This window comes from Marisediminitalea sp., assembly GCF_984433645.1.
The window spans coordinates 9,567-24,717 of record NZ_CFIDRX010000052.1; the positions used below are offsets into that span (position 1 = coordinate 9,567).

A 15,151-nucleotide genomic window follows, 5' to 3' on the forward strand; every position below is an offset into this window, starting at 1 on the left:
TAACCCCTGTTACTTACACTCCGTCTGAACCTCATCTCGTTGATTTTTGCGACGCCGAAGGTGTGCTCAGAGTATTGGATGAATCCGGTACCACGGTTTTGGACGCCCGCAGTCGCCCACGCTTTAAGGGGGAAGTGGCTGAGCCCAGACCGGGTTTACGCAGTGGCCATATGCCCGGCGCTAAAAACCTGCCTTTTACAGAATTGTTGACTGAGCAAAAAACACTGCATTCATCTGCTGCGCTAACAACGTATTTTAAACGCAATGACATCGATATAACCCAGCCTGTAATTTGTTCCTGTGGTTCTGGTGTAACGGCCTGTGTGGTAGGCATGGCTGCGCTTGAAGCGGGGGCCTCACAAGTTACGGTTTATGATGGTTCCTGGGCAGAATGGGGGGCTGATCCGCAATTCCCTGTGGAGACAAACAATGACTAATAGCGCACTTCCACGCGTGGTGGTATTAACCGGCGCCGGTATTTCGGCCGAATCTGGCCTAAAAACCTTTCGGGACAACAATGGATTATGGGAAAACCACCGTGTAGATGATGTGGCTACCCCTGAAGCTTTCGCGAGGAATCCCGCACTGGTGTACCGGTTCTATAACGAGCGGCGAGCACAGTTACAGCAAGCCGAGGTCAGACCCAACGCGGCGCATAAGGCTTTGGCGGACCTTGAGCAACAGTTGGGCGACCAGTTCTTACTGGTGACACAAAATGTCGATAATTTGCATGAGCGTGCTGGCAGTGAGCGTGTTTTACATATGCATGGCGAATTGCTCTCGGCGCGTTGTTGTGCGTCTGGTCAGTCTCATGTCTGGCACGATGCGTTTGATCACTCGACAGGGTGCCGGTGCTGTATTCCTGCTGAAACCCTGCGGCCTGATATTGTGTGGTTTGGTGAAATGCCCTTGTATATGGACGACATAGTACAAGCCCTTGCACAAGCGGATGTGTTTATAGCCGTTGGTACGTCAGGTCAGGTGTATCCGGCCGCTAATTTCGTGGCAATTGCAGCGGAAAGCGGGGCACGAACCATAGAAATCAATCTGGAACCCGGACAACAAAATCACTTGTTCGATGAGCGTATTACTGGCTTGGCAGGTGAGACACTGCCAGCTTTTGTATCTGACTTCATCCAGCAATATTCATAACAGGCAAAAAAGAGCACATGGAATATTTAAGCGAATTTATTACTATCGCATTGGTTCATTTGGTCGCAGTGGCAAGTCCGGGGCCCGACTTTGCGATTATCGTTCGGTACAGTGTTAATCACGGTCGGCGCATCGCCATGTACGCCAGTGTCGGCGTAGGGTTAGGCATTTTGCTGCATGTTGCCTACTCTTTGGTGGGGTTAAGTGTCGTTATTAAAACCACACCCTGGTTGTACAACACGATTTGTTACTTATCGGCAGCCTATTTGCTGTACCTTGCCGTCGGCGCGCTTCGGAGTAAGCCGGGCAATTCATCCGCCAATATCAGTACCGATTCAAAGGTCACGTCTGTTACCCCTAAAAAAGCACTGATAAACGGTTTCCTAACCAACGGGCTGAACCCCAAAGCTACGTTGTTTTTCCTGTCGTTGTTCACTGCATTTATAAATGTCGACACGCCCACCGCGGTGAAAGCGTTTTATGGCATTTACCTGGCCGTCGCGACCGGGTTGTGGTTTTGCATGCTGTCCTATTTGTTAAGTACGTCTGGCGTTGTAAAACTGATTGGTGATAAAGGTTACTGGCTGGACAGATTCATGGGCGTGGTGCTGGTTGGGTTAGCGGTACGGCTTGTCACGCTGTGATTACAGGCGGTGGTTGAAGCTGGTTGGGTAAGGTGTGAGGCGGTGGTATACTGCGCGCAAATTGAAGTTGAGTAAGAGTTTTGTCAGAACATATGCAACCTGAACAAGGAAAAAGTAACCTGGAACGCGCCCTTGCGGGTGAGTATAAATTCAACTTTAAGGCACTTTTCAACCGCAGCCAGTCATTGTACAAAGTGAATCTGATGACCTTTCTCAAATCGACGGGCCTACTTATGTTAATTGGGGTAGGCAGTACACTGGTACTTATGTCAGTGTTAAAGGTCGATCCCAGTTCGGTGGAAAGTATGCAAAGCAGTCCTGCAGGCATGCTTGATATCATTATGCTGATCATAATGTCGCCGTTGTTAGCGGGTTTTCGTATGCTGGGCGTAAAGCTTACCGCCGATAAACCTGCAGATGCGACTGAGTTAGGTAAGTACTTCTCTCTAACCCTGGCCCTGGTTACCCTCAATTTGCTTACCAGCTTGCTTATTCAACTGGGCTTCATGTTGCTGATATTGCCTGGCGTTTATGTCTATCTGGTAACGCAGTTTGCAGTTGTTTTGTTAGCTGAGCGACGAGCGGGCGTGATCCAGTCAATTATTCTGTCAGCTAAAGTTGTGAATCAGTATTTAATGCCGTTTTTATTACTGTTGCTATTGTTTGTATTGTTATTCACCCTGGTATTTCTGACCATGGGATTAGCGATTCTTTGGGTTGGTCCGCTGTACACGCTGGTATTAGGGCAGTTGTACAACGACCTGTTTGCGGTGCAGTCTGAAGAGGCGCCTGCAACATCGCCTTCACAGGACTCGGTGTTAGATGCATAAAAGAGAAACCAGCAAGATAGTGCTTATCGCGATAGCTGTCATGGCCGTCATAGTCGCGCTTGCCTGGAAAACCGGTACCAGTGAACCGGATATTCTTGATTATCCTGAAACAGAAGAAGCCAGCAATCCGGTGCCGGATTTTTCGGCAATCACCGATACCAAAGAAAAGAAACGGGCGTTCTTCAATTATCTTCGCCCAGAAGTTGAGAAGCAAAACGAATACATCTTGAGCTTAAGACACTACCTGCAAACTATCCAGCGCAAGCTCAACGCTGGTCACGGGCTAACTGAAGAAGACGACGAACGGTTAAGCTGGCTGATAGAAGAATACCGTGTAGACGACAACAAACGCACCGAAGAACAGATTAAAGCGCTGTTAAACCGGGTTGATATTCTGCCGGTAGAGTTGGTATTAATGCAGGCCGCGAATGAATCTGCATGGGGAACCTCGCGTTTTGCCCGTGAGGGCTATAATTTTTACGGTCTTTGGTGCTACAAAAAAGGCTGTGGGTTTGTGCCAAGTCGCCGTACCAGTGGTGCAAAACACGAAGTGGCTAAATTTGATAACGTATCCCGCGCCACTTACAACTACATGCGTAACATAAACCGGCACCCGGCTTACAAAGAGCTTCGGCATATTCGTGCTTCACTCAGACGTGCTCAGTTACCGGTAACGGGCTTAGCACTGGCGGAGGGTCTGATGAGTTATTCAGAGCGCGGAGCGGCTTATGTGAACGAATTACAGCATATGATTCGATTTAATCAGGAGTATCTCAGCGAATGACGCGATACCTAAGTTTTCTAATTTTAAGTGCGGTGTTGACTGCGCCGGTTCAGGCTGAACAGATTGAAGTAGAGTATAAGCGTTTCTACAGCCATATTAATAAGATCGGTGACGAAGATACCGCAGCGTTACAGTTTGCATTTGGATTTATCCGCGTAGGTCAGGATAGACTCTGCAACATCAACAGTGCGCAAATTGTAACGCAAAAGCAAACTATCGATTTAGATGTCAGCGAAGAACAGCGTTTTCTTGTGCCTAAAGAGCGGGCGTTAAAATTGGCCGATGCCAATATTCTGATAGACTTGGAAGAGGCCGCAAATGTATGCGATATGTCGGTACAGATTGAAACCAAAGCCGAGTACATTAAAACCGACTATACAGCAGAAGAACTCGCTTATATTACGCGTCAGTATGAGGCGTTTTTCAACGAGATGGGCGGCTTTTTGTCTTTTATGATGCCGTCGGTAAACGGGTTGATTTTTCGCTTTGCTGATACCACGCTGGATGCCGCTATTCCCGGCACCAATGGCATTAATAACGGCATGTTAATGCTAGACAAAGACTGGCTTGATGAAGGCAATGCGTTAAGCTTACCGGAAGCGCCGCTGCGTATTACGGCATTGGCCAAAGGCTAAGAAATAAAACGAAGAGGGCGGTTAAACCGCCCTTATTCTTTGTTTTCAGACTCAGTATCTGAATCGGCCTCTGGCAAAGAATCAGATTCTGCACTCGTTACGGGAGTGTCTGCTTCAGGTGATTCAATCGCGTCTGCGGGGATCACCTCGTCCAGCACCAATTGGTAGCGGATCTGCTCTGCTAGCCGCTGAATAACCTGTTCACCCGTTTCACACAGTTCTGTTGCACGGTGAAAATCCATTAAACCCACATCAGTCAATGGCGGCTCGATCAGAATATCTGGTGGCTCGCCTGCCAGGCGTGAGCGAGTGACACGGGCCTGCAGGATCTCCAGCGAACTGCTCATCACACCTAAAATGCCGGGAGATTGTTTGTTGTTGTCTTCTTTGGTTTCGGGTGAAAACCACTGACGAACCACATCCTGGCTTTTCTTAAAGAAGTGCTCGTTCTTTTCCTGATTCTGTTTGTGTTTTTGTGTTTGCCGGGCAATCTGCAATGGCCGGAAATCGGCGTTCAGGTTAACGGCAATAACAAAATCCGCTCCTAGTTGTCGACACAGGTTAACCGGTACCGGGTTGACAACCGCGCCATCCACCAACCAACGGTCGTTGTGGCTGATAGGCGAGAACAGGGCTGGAATAGCGCATGATGCCTGAATAGACTGGCCAACTTCGCCCTGATTAAATACGACTTCTCGGCCTGAATACAGGTCGGTAGCAACGCAGGCGAATGGCTTTTTCATTTCTTCAAAGGTTGGCGCGCAGAATTCGCCGGCGAGCTTGTCAAATACCTTCTGGCCACTGGCAAGACCGCCGCGGCGTATGCCAATGCCCATCAGGCTGAGTGTTTGCCACTCGGTGAGTGAGCAGGCCCACTCTTTCAGGCCTTCTAAGTGTCCGCTGGCATAAGCCGCGCCCACATAAGCGCCAATGGAACAACCGGCTACGACGTCAATGCGTACACCCAGTTTTTCCAATGCCTGGATCACACCAATATGCGCCCAGCCTCTTGCTGCGCCTGAGCCAAGAGCAATACCAATCTTCATTAATTTATTCCGTTAAGTTAACAATTTGAATCGCGTTATCGTCGCTGTCTTCGGCTATTGCCGGTTGAGAGAACTCTGGCTTGTCGAACGCAATATCGCCATCTTCAGAGGCAACACCGGTGGCTTTAATAGATTTAAAGTCATGTAGCTTGCTGTCTACCAAATGCGAGGGTGTTACATTCTGCATCGCACGGAACATAGACTCTATGCGCCCGGGGTAGCGGCGATGCCAGTCTTGCAACATCATTTTTATATTCTGACGCTGCAGGTTTTCCTGTGAACCACATAAATTACAGGGAATGATTGGGAATTCGACAGCCTCGGCGTACTTTTCTATGTCTTTTTCATTGCAGTAAGCCAAAGGGCGAATGACAACATGTTTACCGTCGTCACTCACCAGCTTGGGCGGCATGGATTTTAATTTGCCGCCATGAAACATGTTCAGAAACAAGGTTTCCAGCATATCGTCGCGGTGGTGACCGAGGGCAATTTTGGTGGCGCCGAGTTCTGTTGCAGTACGGTAAAGGATACCGCGGCGCAATCGCGAACAGAGCGAACAGGTGGTTTTACCTTCCGGAATTTTGTCTTTTACAATCGAATAGGTGTCTTCTTCTACAATGCGGTAGTCAACGCCCAGTGCTTTTAAGTAGTCGGGAAGCACATGCTCAGGGAAGCCTGGCTGCTTTTGGTCGAGGTTTACCGCCACAATGTCGAACGTAATTGGCGCAATACGCTGAAGATACATGAGAATGTCTAACAGGGTATAACTGTCTTTGCCGCCAGACAGGCACACCATGACCTTATCGCCATGTTCTATCATGCCAAAGTCATCGATAGCTTTGCCAACGTTGCGACGCAACCGTTTCTGAAGCTTGTTGAAATTGTATTTTTGTTTGGACTGAGACGGTGCAACCGTGCCCAAAGAATTGACCTGTAAACTCATTAATCTAGCGACCTGTAACTGCTCAGCCACTATTGTATCACCATCATTATGTGCATAGAAGAATCGCTATGCAGACAGTGCTCAGGATATGTTAAACGCCAGTAAGGGTTATAACCTTACCGGCGATTCAAATCCGTCAGGTTTAATAGCCAAGACGTCGCAGTTAAGCTCATCAATGACGTGTTCCGCTGTGTTGCCAATTAATGCAGCTGAAATACCCACTCGGCCTACTGTGCCAATAATAACCAGCTCTGCGTCAATGTTTTTAGCGACAAACGGGATGACTTTTTCTGGTAGCCCTTCTTTCACATGACAATTGTCCAACGGGATGCCAAACCGTGTGCTGTGCCTCTCCATTTCTTCAAGGTGGTGATTCTTCACCGACGCATTGTAACTTTCCGGATCAAACTCAGGCACTTCAATGGCAATATTAAGGGGGGTGCCGGGATAGCTATTCGCCAAATGCACATGACCGCTCAGTAATTTTGCGTAATCCTGGGCAATTTCGGTAATTTTGTCGTTGAGTTGTGCGTGCTCGCGATCCTCTGTACCCACATTCACTGCTGCAATAATATTACCATCAGCCGGCCAGTCGTGGTCTTTCACCAACAACACAGGAGTGGGGCATTTGCGTACCAAATGCCAGTCAGTGGGGGTGAAAATGACTGAGCGAAGATCGTCGTGGGAACGCGTGGCTTTTACTACAATATCGGCCTTATCATTAATAGCATGACGGATGATGGCTTCATACGGCCGATTATCCCATTCCACAACAGCCTGAATATTGCCTGAGTAGTCAGCAAGCTGTTGCGTAAGCCATTCAGTGCGCTCTTTCACAACCGCGGCTCGCATTGCTTCACGTTCTTCTCCCGACAACATGGTCGTCATTTCATAGGAAAAATCGTAGATAGTCATGAATGCGGTAATACTGGCGCCGGTTTTGCCTGCCAGCTCGACGGCTCTCGACAGGGCTGGCTGTGTTTCGCGCTCGGATTCTACAACGGCAAGTATATGTGTGTAATTGATCATGACAGCCTCCAGACAAAGTGCTCATTATGAGTGTATGCCCAGAGTGCCATCTTCACCAGTTTTTGATGTTGCGGTGGATCAACGGATGGGATTAATCCACTGTGGTAGTAGGAATGTCCATGCTGTGGAGCTTAGCGTCCATCGATTCGAAATCGAGAATCGTAATGAGTTTGCCTTCTACCTGGATAATGCCTTCTTTTTGGAAGCGCGTAAGTAAACGAGAGATAGTTTCTACCGTTAAACCAAGGTAGTTACCAATTTCATTTCGGGTCATGCTCAGGTTGAATTGACGTGGCGAGAAACCGCGCTCTTCAAAACGTTTGGACAGATGCGCCAGGAAATAGATTAAACGCTCTTCGGCAGTGCGTTTATTTAACAGCATCATCAGGTCGTGATCGTGTTTAATTTCAGCACTCATAAAACTCATGATCTGGTGGCGCAATTTAGGGAATTGTACGGCCATTTTATCGAGGGTTTCATAAGGCAGTTCGCATACCATGGCCGTTTCGAGCGCTTGCGCGTAACTCTGGTGAGTATTGCCGCGAAGGGCATCGAACCCAATGATATCGCCGGGGAAATGAAAGCCAATGATTTGTTCTTCGCCGTCTTTGCTGCTCACAAATGATTTGAACGAGCCCGCACGCACAGCGTAGAGTGAAGTGAAGGTATCACCGGCCTTTACAAGCTTGTCGTGCTTGTGAAGCGGCTTTTTGCGCTCGATAATGTCATCCAGCGAGTCCAGTTCTGTCTTGTTCAGAGAAACAGGCAAACACAAGTGGCTAAAACTGCAGCTCTGACAATGAATAGAGAATTCTGAACCTTTTGACATAATGCAACGTCTCCGTGTAAACGTAGGCCTAACTAATACTATTTACAGTGCGATAAATCAAGAAAATCGCATATATAATTAACGTAACCGCAATGAATGTCCGGGTACGTGGTGTTCGCAACAAGGCCAGTATGCCATTAGCGCTAAAACTCACTGCAAACAAAGCGGGCAGGGTACCAAGGCCAAACGCCATCATCAATAGTGCACCTTGCAATGCGGTGCCTGCAGACAACGACCAGGTTAACGTTGAATAGACTAAGCCACAGGGTAACCACCCCCAAATTATGCCATACGGTAGTGCCGATAACGGACTTTTAAAGGGTAAAAAACGTTTGGACAATGGCTGCAAGCATTGCCATAAACCACGCCCGAGTGTTTCGACTTTCGCCAGCCCACGCCACCATTGCGCCAGGTAAAGTGCCATCGCAATCAGCATAAAGGCACTAAACAACTGAAAACCTACCAATAGGGACTTTACTGAGCTTTGCGCAATGCTGCCAAGGGCCCCGGTTACTGCACCGGCAAGGGTATAACTTAGTATTCTGCCTGCGTTGTAACTGAAAACAAACGGCGTCGGAGACTTACCTTGTGGTATGGCGGCTGTCAGCGCACCGGCAAAGCCGCCACACATGCCAAAGCAATGCACTGAGCCTGCAATCCCTACCATAAAGGCAGACAGTAACGAAAACTCAGTCATGTGTGCTTGTTTTTGTTTGCTGTTCTGCTGGCGGAGCGGATTTGGGGTCTTGCTGTTCAGTTTGTTTGTCGTCAGCCAGGTCGTCATCGAACAAGATGCTGTAACCCTGACGCTCAAGGTCGTCAAACTGATTTGAGCGAACCGCCCAGAAAAAGATACCGATAGCCAACGCAACTAATAGAATAGCCAAGGGAATGAGGACGTAGATAATGCTCACAATATGCTCTTATTTCAACAGCCGGGTAGAATTGGTAACCACTATGATACTACTAAGTGACATCCCAATCACGGCCATCCAGGGTAATAACAGACCCGACACGGCAAAAGGCAGAATTAGCAGGTTATAACCGACTGCCCATAGAATGTTCTGACGAATCTTTGAGCGCGTTTGTTGAGCCAGTTTCAACAATGGCGGCACGGTACTGAGTGATTCACTCAGCAGCACCACATCCGCGGCATTTCTGGCAACGTCGGTGGCATTGTCAACCGCCAGGGAAACATCTGCACTGGCGAGTACCGGCGCATCATTAATGCCGTCGCCAAGCATCAGCACCTTGTGGCCTTTGGCCTGTAGCGCTTGCACGTGCTGATATTTCTGTTCAGGCGTAAGGCCACCCAGGGCCTGTTGAATAGGCAGGGTTTGCGCGATGGCATCAACATTGTGTTGGTTGTCGCCACTTAACAGCACTAATTGCTTGTCTGCTAGCGCCTCTAGCGTTGCTGCGGTATCGGGTTTCAGGCTGTCACTGACTAAAAACGCGGCAACGCAGTGGTCGCCAGTGGTTAAGAATACGTTTGCGTTTGGGGCAATGCTGTTGGGGGACACGCCAGTAAAACTGGCCGAGCCCATATGCCATTTCTGGCCCGATACCACTCCACTGATCCCACCGCCTGCGGTGACTTCAAATTCGCTCACACTCAGCAGATTGTCGTGAGCAAACGCTTTGCTGATAGGGTGTTCAGAACGAGACTCCAGACTGGCTGCGACCTGCAGCACCTGTTCTTCGGTGTACCCGTTCGCAACATGGACTTGTTGTAAGCTGAACTGGCCGGCTGTCAATGTGCCGGTTTTGTCCAGTGCAATGGTGTCTATGGTCGTCAGTTGTTCCAGGGCATCAGCGCGCTTGAGCAAAACACCTTGTTTATTTAATCGCGCCATTGCGCAGGTCAGGGCAGAAGGCGTAGCTAACCCTAGTGCGCAAGGGCAGGTAGCAACAAGCACAGCAATAGCAATCCAAAACGCATCTTCGTTACCTTGCCAATACCAGAACGCGAACGTGGCTGCTGAGATAACCAGCACCGCTGAAACGAAATAACTGGAAAAGGTATCGGCCATTTGCGCCACTTTTGGCTTATTGACCATTGCACTCGATTGAAGGCGAATTATCTGATTAACCAGCGCGTGTTTTAGCGGCTGTTTAACTTTTATGGTGAGGGTAGATTGTTGATTCACGGTACCACCGTACACAGCGTGACCAGCCTGTTTGGTAACGGGCTCAAATTCGCCGGTTAACATCGACTCGTCAATGGCACTGACCCCTTCGAGTATCTCACCGTCTACAGGAATGGTTTCTCCGGACTTCACAATAACGGTGTCGCCGGTTTGCAGGTGCTTAGCCAAACAGTCTGATAACTGTCCATTTTGCTCCAGCCGATGAGCGGTGACGGGAATGTATTGCATCATATTGGCCGATATCTGGGTGGCCTGATGTCGTGAACGGTGCTCCAGATAGCGGCTCAGCAACAGTAGAAAAATAAACATGCAAATCGACTCAAAGTACACTTCACCCGTTTTTAATAACGTGGCTTTGAGTCCGGCAATGTAGGTACCGAATATGGCGATGGTGACGGGCACATCCATATTAACGGTGCGGGCACTGATAGCCTTAATGGCGCCGAGGTAGAAGGTACTGCCGGAATACAGCACGACGGGCGTAGTTAATACCAGGGCTACCCAGTAAAAGTACTGGCGCGTTTCCGCTTCAATACTGCCAAACAGGTCAAAGTACAGACCGGTCATTAGCATCATGACCTGCATGGTCATCAAGCCCGCCAGGCCGACTTTTTTCAGAAACTGTTTTTGTTCTGTCAGGTAGGACGCTTCGTGCTGATCAGGCTGAAAGGGCAGGGCTTTGTATCCAATTCGCTTGAGTGCTTTCAAAATACCGCTTAGCGCGATATTGTCGGGCTCCCATGTAACCATGGCTCGACGCTCGGCCACGTTTACGGCTACCTGACTAATGCCTTGTACCCTGGCGAGTTGTTTTTCTATCAGCCAGCCACAGGCTGCGCAGGTTATGCCTTCTACGGTAAGCTGGATCTGGTTGTGTTTACCTTCCTGATAGACAAAGTCTTCCTGCAGGGCAGGATCATCGTAAACGGCGAGTTTATCCAGGGTTTCAAGAATTTCACTTTCGCCTTTTGCGGCGGGCTCAGTGCGGAACTGGTAATAGTTTTCAAGACCATTGTCCACAATGGCTTCTGCCACCGATTGGCATCCAAGGCAGCACAGAACACGAGGCTGCCCCAGCACGGTTGCCTTATAGGGGCTGTCTTTTTCTGCAGGCAGGCCGCAGTGGTAACAGGACGTGTTATTACTCATTTACGGAACGAATCGAATTTTATCGGCGCGAGGCAGACCGATTTCCTGTTGTACTTTCCAGCTATCATCAAGCGGGCTTAAGGTAACACGCCATTTGCCACTTAAATCTTGTTCTACAAACCCGCGGTAGATGCCATTGGCGTCCCGGGTTAGTAGTAGTGATACGTCGCGCTCGGCCAGAGTCACATGGTAAAAACTTAGTTTCAGGGCGTTGCCTTCTTCGGGAATACCACTGTGGAACTCCAGCGCAATCTGACCGTCATTCACAGACAAGTCAGTCATTATTCGCAGCTTACGCGCGTTTTCGACTTTCTGGTGGTTGACGTTGTAGGCTTTGCCTTCTTTGTAATAGTCATCGACAACCAGTGAGTCCTGCGTATTGGTAGCAAATTTGACGATGAAATACGCCATGATAAAAGACGAAGTAGGGATGGCAATCAAGAACCAGGGCCAAAACTGCTTGTACCAGGGTTTTACGTCTGATGTTTCCATGAAACTGAATACCTAAGAACGTGAATTTTCGTTTGACTAATAGTGTCGCATAAAAAAAGCCTCGTAAAAACGAGGCTTTATTGTTTAACGCTCGATTAGTGAGACAAGCTGTATACGTAGCTTGCTACTACGTGGATTTTGTCTTCACCCAGCGTTTTCTTGAATGAAGGCATTACACCGTTACGGCCGTGAGTCAGCGTCTCGGTAAGCGCGCGCTCAGAACCACCGTACAGCCAGATATTGTCGGTAAGGTTTGGTGCGCCAAGCAGTTGATTACCTTTACCGTCCATACCGTGACACGCTGCACAAGCCATGAAGCGTTGTTTACCTGCTGATGCCAGTGCGTCGTGATTCTCTTTCATTTCACGACCACTCAGGCTCAGTACGTAAGCTACCGTTTCCTGAATACCTTGCTCACCCATGGCATCGATCCAGGCTGGCATTGCCGCCTGACGACCATTGATCAACGTTTCTTTGATCTTCGCGCCAGTGCCGCCATACAACCAGTCGTCGTCGGTCAGGTTAGGGAAGCCGGTGTTACCACGCGCATCCGAACCGTGACACTGAGAACAGTTCTGCATGAATAAACGTTGACCTACTTTTACCGCTTCTTCGTTTTTCGCCAGTTCTTCAACCGGGATTTTCGAATAGGCTTCAAAGATTGGGTCGAACTTTTCTGCCGCGTAATCCAGTTCTCGATCGTATTGAACGATTAAACCTTCTTCTTTGGCGTCAGCACGTGCCTGCATTGACTCTTCGATAGACTGAACGTTCTGGTTAGAACTTCTCCAGCCCAGGAAGCCTTCAAATGCGCCCAGACCAGGGTATAGAGCAAGGTAGAAAAAGCTCCATACAATGGTGATGTAAAACAAGATAGTCCACCAGCGAGGAAGTGGGTTATTGATTTCCACAATCCCATCGAACTCGTGGCCCATCGATTCGCCTTCTGGATGACCTGTGTAGTTGGTTAGGTTCCAACGTAACAGCAGGTAAGTACCAATAATGGAGCCCAGTGTTATCACAGAGATCCAGATTGTCCAAAACATGCTCATGAGTGTTAACTCCCGCTATTCTTCTTTGATTCTTCTTGGTCTTCGTCAGCAAATACCAGGTTAGCGGCTTCGTCGAACTTCTTCTTATTACGACTACTGAATGCCCACCAGACAATGCCTATAAAAATGACAAAGACGATGACAGTAAAAATGCTGCCTACAGTACCCTGGTCCATATTATTTCAAATATGTGCCAAGAGACTGAAGGTAAGCAATAATGGCTTCCATTTCGGTTTTGCCATTTACTGCCGCCTGCGCACCATTGATGTCTTCATCCGTGTATGGCACGCCTAAATCACGAAGTACTTCCATCTTCTTAGCGGTGTGATCACCTGTCAGCGTGTTTTCCATTAACCAAGGGAAACCAGGCATGTTTGATTCAGGTACAACATCGCGAGGGTTGATTAAGTGCACGCGGTGCCATTCATCGCTGTAACGACCACCAACACGCGCCAAATCAGGCCCGGTACGCTTAGAACCCCATAAGAAAGGGTGTTCCCACACTGACTCACCCGCCACGCTGTAATGACCGTAACGTTCGGTCTCAGCACGGAAAGGGCGAATCATTTGGCTGTGACAACCTACGCAGCCTTCGCGGATATAAATATCACGGCCTTCCAGTTGCAGCGCAGTGTAAGGCTTAAGGCCTTCAACCGGCTCCATGGTTTGCTGTTGGAACATCAGCGGTGTAATTTGCACCAATGCACCAAAGCTAATTGCAACCAGAATCAGGATGGTCAGCAGACCAACGTTCTTTTCTACTATTTCATGTGGATTACGCATCTGTATCGACTCCTTATGCTGCCTGGCCAGCTGGCTCAGCAGCCAGACTACCTTTCGGTGCACGTACAGTTTTGTAAGTGTTGTAAGCCATGATTAACATACCTGCAACTACAAAACAGCCACCCACGAAACGAACCACATAGAACGGCTTAGAAGCTTCCAGCGATTCTACAAAGCTGTAGGTCAACGTACCGTCAGCGTTTACTGCACGCCACATCAGACCTTGCAGTACACCAGACATCCACATTGCTACGATATACAGAACTACACCGATGGTTGCGAACCAGAAATGGACGTTAACCAGCTTAGTGCTGTACATGGTTTTTTGGCCGAACAGGTGAGGGATCAGATGGTAAACAGAACCAATTGAAACCATTGCAACCCAACCAAGCGCACCAGAGTGAACGTGACCTACGGTCCAGTCGGTATAGTGAGACAGGGCGTTTACTGTTTTGATTGCCATCATCGGGCCTTCGAAGGTAGACATACCGTAGAAAGACAGAGAAACAATCAGGAAACGCAGAACAGGGTCAGTACGCAGTTTGTGCCATGCGCCAGACAGGGTCATGATACCGTTGATCATACCACCCCAGGATGGCACGAACAGGATCACAGACATCACCATACCCAGTGACTGAGTCCAGTCAGGCAGTGCAGTGTAGTGCAAGTGGTGAGGACCAGCCCAGATGTACAGCGAAATCAACGCCCAGAAGTGAACGATTGACAGACGGTATGAATAAACAGGGCGACCTGCTTGCTTAGGTACGAAGTAATACATCATACCCAGGAAGCCCGCAGTCAGGAAGAAGCCTACCGCGTTGTGGCCGTACCACCATTGCATCATGGCATCTACTGCACCGGCGTAAATTGAATAAGACTTAAAGAATGAAACAGGCAAAGCCATACTATTACCAATATGCAACACCGCAACTGTTAGCATAAAGGCACCCAGGAACCAGTTCGCAACATAGATGTGCGATACGCGGCGGATAACCATCGTTCCGAAGAAGTTGATAATGTAAGCAACCCACACCAGCGCAATCAGAATATCGATTGGCCATTCTAACTCTGCGTATTCCTTACTGGTGGTGATACCAAACGGCAGAGTTGCGACAGCCGCAACGATAACCGCTTGCCAGCCCCAGAAGGTAAATGCAGCAAGTTTGTCACTGAACAGACGAACCTGACAGGTACGCTGAACAATGTAGTAAGAGGTTGCAAACAATGCACAACCACCGAATGCGAAGATTACGGCATTTGTGTGCAGAGGACGGAGACGGGAATAGGTTAACCATGGAATATCGAAGTTTAGCGCGGGGGCAAATAATTGCGCAGCAATAAATACCCCAAGGCTCATTCCCACAATACCCCATATGATGGTCATAATGGTAAATTGCCGAACAACTTTATAGTTGTAATCCGGCTTTGCTTGGCTTATTTCACTCATTGTAATGAATCTTCCACTTCTTTATAAAAAGGGTTTCCAACTGCAATAATTTGAATTTTCAGGTGAGGTTGCGGCCTTCACACTGAGCCTGGAGTTTATGACTTATTATCTGCCAGGCCAGTTGGTACCGAGGATAATAAAGTTTTTAATAATAAAAAGATACCATAAACTAGGGCTGCTTGATCT

18 protein-coding genes are annotated in these 15,151 nt (G+C 48.6%); 6 read left to right on the forward strand and 12 right to left on the reverse strand.

Annotated elements, in window-relative coordinates:
* The 6 genes from AC4MRN_RS08765 to AC4MRN_RS08790 all read left to right on the forward strand — a co-directional run.
* Window positions 1-437: sulfurtransferase (locus tag AC4MRN_RS08765; RefSeq protein WP_491203061.1), on the forward strand; the 437-nt coding region annotated here is incomplete at its 5' end.
* A complete protein-coding gene (cobB, locus tag AC4MRN_RS08770) occupies window positions 430-1,152 on the forward strand; it encodes a Sir2 family NAD+-dependent deacetylase (protein ID WP_491203062.1) in 723 nt (240 codons plus the stop codon). The genes AC4MRN_RS08765 and cobB, both read left to right, overlap by 8 nt.
* 17 nt (window positions 1,153-1,169) lie before the next feature.
* The gene (locus AC4MRN_RS08775) at window positions 1,170-1,796 is read left to right on the forward strand and encodes a LysE family translocator (RefSeq protein ID WP_255053598.1); all 627 of its coding nucleotides are present in this window, start codon (window positions 1,170-1,172) and stop codon (window positions 1,794-1,796) included.
* Window positions 1,797-1,876: 80 nt separating this feature from the next.
* Entirely contained in the window at window positions 1,877-2,626 is a 750-nt protein-coding gene (locus AC4MRN_RS08780; protein WP_491203063.1) for a hypothetical protein, read from the forward strand.
* On the forward strand, window positions 2,619-3,410 hold the full coding sequence (locus AC4MRN_RS08785; RefSeq protein WP_073324572.1) for a glucosaminidase domain-containing protein: 792 nt from the start codon (window positions 2,619-2,621) through the stop codon (window positions 3,408-3,410). The genes AC4MRN_RS08780 and AC4MRN_RS08785 overlap by 8 nt, the downstream gene beginning before the upstream one ends.
* Complete coding sequence (locus AC4MRN_RS08790) at window positions 3,407-4,045, forward strand: DUF2987 domain-containing protein (protein WP_491203064.1); 639 nt, start codon at window positions 3,407-3,409, stop codon at window positions 4,043-4,045. The genes AC4MRN_RS08785 and AC4MRN_RS08790 overlap by 4 nt, the downstream gene beginning before the upstream one ends.
* A gap of 32 nt (window positions 4,046-4,077) precedes the next feature.
* Here AC4MRN_RS08790 and rssA read toward each other — a convergent pair whose 3' ends face one another.
* The 12 genes from rssA to ccoN all read right to left on the reverse strand — a co-directional run bounded on the left by rssA (window position 4,078) and on the right by ccoN (window position 14,965).
* Entirely contained in the window at window positions 4,078-5,091 is a 1,014-nt protein-coding gene (gene rssA, locus AC4MRN_RS08795; RefSeq protein WP_491203065.1) for a patatin-like phospholipase RssA, read from the reverse strand.
* 4 nt (window positions 5,092-5,095) lie between these two features.
* Window positions 5,096-6,034, reverse strand: a complete 939-nt coding sequence (gene ttcA / locus AC4MRN_RS08800; RefSeq protein ID WP_370243357.1) for a tRNA 2-thiocytidine(32) synthetase TtcA — start codon at window positions 6,032-6,034, stop codon at window positions 5,096-5,098.
* A gap of 108 nt (window positions 6,035-6,142) precedes the next feature.
* Window positions 6,143-7,063 carry a universal stress protein UspE gene (gene uspE / locus AC4MRN_RS08805; protein ID WP_491203066.1) on the reverse strand — a complete coding sequence of 307 codons (921 nt, stop codon included), beginning with the start codon at window positions 7,061-7,063 and terminating at the stop codon, window positions 6,143-6,145.
* 91 nt (window positions 7,064-7,154) lie between these two features.
* Window positions 7,155-7,892: a fumarate/nitrate reduction transcriptional regulator Fnr gene (gene fnr, locus AC4MRN_RS08810; RefSeq protein ID WP_073324568.1), complete on the reverse strand. Its 738-nt coding sequence runs from the start codon at window positions 7,890-7,892 to the stop codon at window positions 7,155-7,157.
* A 28-nt stretch (window positions 7,893-7,920) separates the two neighbouring features.
* Window positions 7,921-8,589 (reverse strand): sulfite exporter TauE/SafE family protein, encoded by a 669-nt coding sequence (locus AC4MRN_RS08815; protein ID WP_491056453.1) that lies wholly within the window; start codon window positions 8,587-8,589, stop codon window positions 7,921-7,923.
* Window positions 8,582-8,806 (reverse strand): cbb3-type cytochrome oxidase assembly protein CcoS, encoded by a 225-nt coding sequence (gene ccoS / locus AC4MRN_RS08820; protein ID WP_370243348.1) that lies wholly within the window; start codon window positions 8,804-8,806, stop codon window positions 8,582-8,584. The genes AC4MRN_RS08815 and ccoS overlap by 8 nt, the downstream gene beginning before the upstream one ends.
* A 9-nt stretch (window positions 8,807-8,815) precedes the next feature.
* Window positions 8,816-11,191, reverse strand: coding sequence for a heavy metal translocating P-type ATPase (locus tag AC4MRN_RS08825; protein WP_491203067.1), 2,376 nt, complete (start codon window positions 11,189-11,191; stop codon window positions 8,816-8,818).
* Complete coding sequence (locus AC4MRN_RS08830; protein WP_073324564.1) at window positions 11,192-11,683, reverse strand: FixH family protein; 492 nt, start codon at window positions 11,681-11,683, stop codon at window positions 11,192-11,194.
* 95 nt (window positions 11,684-11,778) lie between these two features.
* Window positions 11,779-12,735, reverse strand: a complete 957-nt coding sequence (gene ccoP / locus AC4MRN_RS08835) for a cytochrome-c oxidase, cbb3-type subunit III (RefSeq protein WP_155014884.1) — start codon at window positions 12,733-12,735, stop codon at window positions 11,779-11,781.
* A gap of 5 nt (window positions 12,736-12,740) precedes the next feature.
* Window positions 12,741-12,911: a cbb3-type cytochrome oxidase subunit 3 gene (locus AC4MRN_RS08840; RefSeq protein ID WP_073324562.1), complete on the reverse strand. Its 171-nt coding sequence runs from the start codon at window positions 12,909-12,911 to the stop codon at window positions 12,741-12,743.
* 1 nt (window position 12,912) lies between these two features.
* A complete protein-coding gene (gene ccoO, locus AC4MRN_RS08845) occupies window positions 12,913-13,518 on the reverse strand; it encodes a cytochrome-c oxidase, cbb3-type subunit II (protein ID WP_073324561.1) in 606 nt (201 codons plus the stop codon).
* A gap of 13 nt (window positions 13,519-13,531) precedes the next feature.
* The gene (gene ccoN, locus AC4MRN_RS08850; protein ID WP_491203068.1) at window positions 13,532-14,965 is read right to left on the reverse strand and encodes a cytochrome-c oxidase, cbb3-type subunit I; all 1,434 of its coding nucleotides are present in this window, start codon (window positions 14,963-14,965) and stop codon (window positions 13,532-13,534) included.
* Window positions 14,966-15,151: the final 186 nt, after the last annotated feature.